This is a genomic window from Saccharomonospora iraqiensis subsp. iraqiensis (assembly GCF_000430445.1).
Classification (GTDB): domain Bacteria; phylum Actinomycetota; class Actinomycetes; order Mycobacteriales; family Pseudonocardiaceae; genus Saccharomonospora; species Saccharomonospora iraqiensis.
Genome location: NZ_KE387030.1, coordinates 13827 through 16754, shown reverse-complemented (window position 1 = coordinate 16754; position 2928 = coordinate 13827). Strand labels below are relative to the sequence as shown.

The following is a 2928-nucleotide window of genomic DNA, read 5'->3' as shown; positions in this document are numbered from 1 at the left end:
CGCGGACACGGCGGAGGCCGACACGCCGGAGACCCCCCGCGCGGGCGTCGCGCTCGTGGGCGGCGGACCCGGGGACCCGGAGCTGATCACCGTCCGGGGCCGGAGACTGCTCGCCCGCGCCGACGTGGTCGTGACGGACCGGCTGGTCCCCCGGGAGCTGCTCGACGAGCTGCCCCCGCACGTCGAGGTCGTGGACGCGGCCAAGATCCCGTACGGACGCGCCGCGGCCCAGGAGGTGATCAACCGCACGTTGATCGAGCACGCCCGGGCGGGCCGGTTCGTCGTCCGGCTCAAGGGCGGCGACCCGTACGTCTTCGGCCGCGGCTTCGAGGAGCTGCTGGCCTGCACCGAGGCCGACGTCCCGGTGACCGTGGTGCCCGGGATCACGAGCGCGTTCTCCGCCCCCGCCCTGGCCGACGTCCCGGTGACCCACCGCGGCGTGACCCACGAGGTCGTGGTCGTGTCCGGGCACGTGCCGCCCGGGGACGAGCGCAGCCTGGTGGACTGGGACGCGCTCGGGCGGCTGCGCGGCACCGTCGTGCTGATGATGGGGGTCGAACGCATCGGACGGTTCGCCGACGCGCTGATCGCGGCGGGCAGGCCGGGGGACACCCCCGTCGCGGTGGTGCAGGACGGCACCGTCCCGGCCCAGAAGGTGGTGCGGTCCACGCTGGAGAAGATCGCCGACGAGGCCGCGGCGGCGGGGGTACGGCCCCCGGCGGTCACGGTGATCGGCCCGGTGGCCGGGCTGGCGCCCGCCGGGTGATCGTCGGCCCGCCCCCGGCGCGGGCGACGGGGTGGGCGAGGATGGCGGGCATGAGCGACACCGACGACACCCCGGACACCGGCCAGAGCGACACCGGCACCCCGTTCGACGACCTCGTCTCGATGCGCGTCGAGCGCACCGGGCACGTCGCCGAGGTCACCCTGCTCGGCCCCGGGAAGGGCAACGCGATGGGCCCCGACTTCTGGCGGGAGCTGCCGGAGGTCTTCGACGCGCTGGACACCGACCCGGAGGTCCGCGCGGTCGTGCTGACCGGCAGCGGGAAGCACTTCTCCTACGGCCTCGACCTCGCGGCGATGCTGCCGCAGTGGTCGGAGTACCTCGGCGGCGACGCCCTGGCGAAGCCGCGCCGGGCCTTCCTCGACGAGGTGCGCCGGATGCAGGACGCGGTCACCGCCGTGGCCCGCACCCGCAAACCGGTGATCGCCGCGGTGTCCGGCTGGTGCATCGGCGGCGGGGTCGACCTGATCGCCGCGGCCGACATGCGGCTGGCGTCGGCGGAGGCGACCTTCAGCGTGCGGGAGGTCAAGGTGGCCATCGTCGCGGACATGGGCAGCCTGCAGCGGCTCGCCCCGATCATCGGCGACGGCCACCTCCGGGAACTGGCCCTGACCGGCCGCGACGTCGACGCGGCCCGCGCCGAGCGGATCGGCCTGGTCAACGACGTGTACCCGGACCGGGAGGCGGTGCTGGAGGCGGCCCGGTCCACGGCCCGCGAGATCGCCGCGAACCCGCCCCTGGTCGTGCAGGGGGTCAAGGACGTGCTCTCGGTGAACACCGAGCAGCAGATCCGGGACGGACTCCGGCACGTCGCCACCTGGAACGCCGCGTTCCTGCCGAGCCGGGACCTCGACGAGGCGGTGCGCGCGTTCCTGGAGCGCCGGGAGGCGGAGTTCACCGGCGAGTGACCCGGCCCGCGGCACTTGGTGGTGCCCGGGGACGGGCGTGCGCCGTCCCCGGGCACCACCGCACCGGCGTGGTGCGACCGGGTGTCGTCCGATCGGGGGGTTCGCGGGTGGAGGTGCGCCGGGCGGGTTAACAGCGTGTCGTGACGTGTCGATGGTCGCGGGTGAGTGGGCGCCCACGGGTGTGTCGGACGCGCCCACCGGCAACCCCTCCCACAGCGGATCCGCCGGGCGGCGGCGGACGAGCACCGACCGAGTGCAGGACACCATGAGCACGGAACACGACAGCGGCACCCGACACGACAGTGACACCCGGCACGGCGGTGACACCCGGCGCGACACCGACCCGGGGGACGCCGAGGCCACCACGGGGGCCACCACGGGGGCCGCCGCGCCCCCACCGACCACCCCGTGCAGCGTCGTCTGGAGCCGGGGCCGCCCCTACGTCCTGGAGAGCGGTTCCGGCAGACCCCGCTGGATGGGACGGGACCGGCACGGGCGTCCCCAGGCACTGACCGGGGAGGACCTCCGGAAGCGGGGCTGGAGCTATCGGCGCTCCACCTGATCAGGGCGACCCCGGGTCCGGCTACGGTGAGCGGGTGACGAAAGCTCCGCCCGGCCGCACCGTCGGTGAGGTCAAGTCGCTGGCACGGGAACTGTTCACCGTCCCCAACCTGCTGTCGCTGCTGCGGCTCGCCGGGGTGCCGGTGTTCCTGTGGCTGCTGCTGGGGCCCCGGGAGGACGGGTGGGCGCTCGCCCTGCTGGTGTTCGGCGGATTCACCGACTGGCTGGACGGCAAGCTCGCCCGGTTGCTCGATCAGACGAGCCGGCTCGGCCGGATCCTGGATCCGGCCGCCGACCGGCTCTACATCATGGCCGCACTGCTGGCCTTCCTGCTGCGCGACATCGTGCCCGCCTCGATCGTGCTCACCCTGTTCGCCCGGGAGATCGCCATCGGGATCGCGCTGGTGGTGCTGCGCCGCGCGGGCTTCGCCGCGCCCGAGGTGACCTACGTGGGCAAGGCCGCGACCTTCACGCTGATGTACGCGCTGCCGTTGTTGATGATCACCCAGGGTGACTCGACCTTCGCCGAGATCGCCCGTCCGTTCGCGTACGCCTTCACCACCTGGGGCGCGGTGCTGTACCTCTGGTCCGCGGCGCTCTACGTCTGGCAGGTCGCGGCCGCGGTCGGCGGGCGCCGCGCCACCTGACCGGGCCGCCGTCCCCCCGCCGTCGGTG

At 74.5% G+C, this 2928-nt stretch carries 4 protein-coding genes; all 4 read left to right on the top strand.

Annotated elements, in window-relative coordinates:
* Positions 1 to 766 (top strand): uroporphyrinogen-III C-methyltransferase (cobA, locus tag ACTIR_RS26120; RefSeq protein ID WP_065388519.1); only part of this gene is annotated, 766 nt, incomplete at its 5' end.
* 50 nt (positions 767 to 816) lie between these two features.
* Complete coding sequence (locus ACTIR_RS0100585; protein WP_026452832.1) at positions 817 to 1692, top strand: crotonase/enoyl-CoA hydratase family protein; 876 nt, start codon at positions 817 to 819, stop codon at positions 1690 to 1692.
* 265 nt (positions 1693 to 1957) lie between these two features.
* Positions 1958 to 2254 carry a hypothetical protein gene (locus ACTIR_RS0100580; RefSeq protein ID WP_233345788.1) on the top strand — a complete coding sequence of 99 codons (297 nt, stop codon included), beginning with the start codon at positions 1958 to 1960 and terminating at the stop codon, positions 2252 to 2254.
* 34 nt (positions 2255 to 2288) lie between these two features.
* Positions 2289 to 2900, top strand: coding sequence for a CDP-alcohol phosphatidyltransferase family protein (locus ACTIR_RS0100575; protein ID WP_026452830.1), 612 nt, complete (start codon positions 2289 to 2291; stop codon positions 2898 to 2900).
* Positions 2901 to 2928: the final 28 nt, after the last annotated feature.

What these genes read in the sequence shown, in the direction of transcription:
- ACTIR_RS0100580 (WP_233345788.1), top strand. Translation starts at nt 1,958, where the DNA reads ATGAGCACGGAACACGACAGCGGCACCCGACACGACAGTGACACCCGG.
- ACTIR_RS0100585 (WP_026452832.1), top strand. Translation starts at nt 817, where the DNA reads ATGAGCGACACCGACGACACCCCGGACACCGGCCAGAGCGACACCGGC.